Raw genomic sequence first — 1884 nt, 5'->3', positions numbered from 1 at the left:
TTTTCTTCACATCCCATCCCTCCTTTAAGACTTATCCTCCCTCATAATTTTAAAAAAATTAAAAAGCGTGTAAATCTAAATATAAACAAAAAAAAGCACAAACTTGTTGTTATTAAACCATGAGTTTATGGGATAAAAAGTGTTGTATATTAACTGAATAGTCGTCTAATAATAAAACTAACGAACTGCATACCATTAATATCTATAAAGGTGATGGAAAATAATGATGTCCCCGTGGTTTCTCACGCCAAATAATGTGTTGATAAGGTTGTACCATCAGGTGGTTGAGCAAGAACTTAATGGTGAACTTAGGCAAATCCTTTATAACGAAATTAAAAGAAGAAACTTAAGAATGGATAAACGCACTTATCTTAAAAGAATTAAGTAATGATAAATATTACGTCATATTAAATAAACCAGTGTTCGTTACTTCTGTTTTCTTATAGTTCATTCTATGACGATTTAAAAAGAGAGAGTTGGGGGTATTTCTCTCTTCAAAACCACTCAATTGCGGTGTGTTATGGAATTTCCTTTTATGATATGCTCTGTGCCCATAAGCTATCATTTCTATCTATAGATCAAAATATGACAGAAGCCAGAGGAAAATTCTTTCCCTGGCTTCTGTCATAATATCCAGTTTTTAAACAAAGAATATATTCATCTCATAAAAAATATTCTTTGGAGGTTCATCCACTATGACTGAATATCAAGCAAAATTAACTTCATCTGAAATAGCTTCGATATGGACTAGCTATATGAATGATAGTATGTCCAAATGTGTTTTAGGTTATTTCTTAAAACATGTACAAGATGAAGAAATTAAGTCGATTATCCAATTTTCTTATGATCTTTCATCTACTCATTTAGAAAAATTAACAACGATTTTTCAAAAGGAGCAAATTCCAATACCAACAGGATTTACTTATGATGACGATGTTAATTTGAATGCCCCTGCTCTTTATACAGATCCTTTTATGCTGATATATATCAATCATATGGCTAAAATCGGGTTACTCGGATACGGGGGATTTATTTCCATGAGTGCTAGAGAGGATATGAGGGCTTATTACAGAGAAGGTTTAAACGAAACATCAGAACTATACGAGCGTAGCTCAAAAGTGGCTCTTTCAAAAGGATTATTTGTTAGAGCGCCTTATATTCCTTATCCAACTCAAACCGATTATGTAGACGCTAGAGAATATCTAAGTGGATTTTCTATTTTTAGTAAACAGAGACCTTTAAATGCGGTTGAAATATCACATTTATTCATGAATATCCAAACCAACATTATGGGCACAAAGTTAGCCATTAGTTTTGCTCAAACCTCACCAAGAGAAAGAATTCAAAAATGGATGTTAAGAGGTCGGGATATTTCAAAAAAGCATGTGGATATATTTACAAAAATTCTTCTTGAAAATGATATACAACCACCTGTTTCATCAGATGTTGCCATTACCAATTCAACAACACCGCCATTTTCGGATAAATTAACGATGTTTCATATGGCTTTTATGAGTGCCGCAGGATCAGGAAATTATGCCACGGCAGCAGCTGCGAGTCAAAGAAATGACCTTATTTTAAATTATGAACGATTAGCGCTTGAGATTGCTCTATATGCTAAAGATGGGGCCGAGCTCATGATTGATCATGCATGGATGGAGCAACCACCTCCCACCATAGATAAAGAACAACTAACCAATAAAAAAGATACGATGAAATAATTCAGCTACAGAAATCTTTAATTGAAAACCTTTTTTCGATCCTGCTAATAGACACTCTGGAAACTAAGAGTAGGCTTGAATAACTTTGTATTCGATTGAAACAATAAAAATGAATTATGATGGAAAAGAATTGGAGGGTTTAACTTTATGACAGCAAAAATTA

At 33.1% G+C, this 1884-nt stretch carries 1 protein-coding gene; it reads left to right on the top strand.

Annotation, left to right across the window (positions count from 1 at the left end; genetic code table 11):
* Window positions 1-695: 695 nt before the first annotated feature.
* The gene (locus tag B9N79_RS25720; protein ID WP_040060092.1) at window positions 696-1721 is read left to right on the top strand and encodes a DUF3231 family protein; all 1026 of its coding nucleotides are present in this window, start codon (window positions 696-698) and stop codon (window positions 1719-1721) included.
* Window positions 1722-1884: the final 163 nt, after the last annotated feature.

The organism is Priestia filamentosa (assembly GCF_900177535.1).
Classification (GTDB): domain Bacteria; phylum Bacillota; class Bacilli; order Bacillales; family Bacillaceae_H; genus Bacillus_I; species Bacillus_I filamentosa.
Note: the sequence above shows the minus strand (reverse complement) of the source record. Positions and strands in the feature narration are given on the sequence as shown.

What these genes read in the sequence shown, in the direction of transcription:
- B9N79_RS25720 (WP_040060092.1), top strand. Translation starts at nt 696, where the DNA reads ATGACTGAATATCAAGCAAAATTAACTTCATCTGAAATAGCTTCGATA.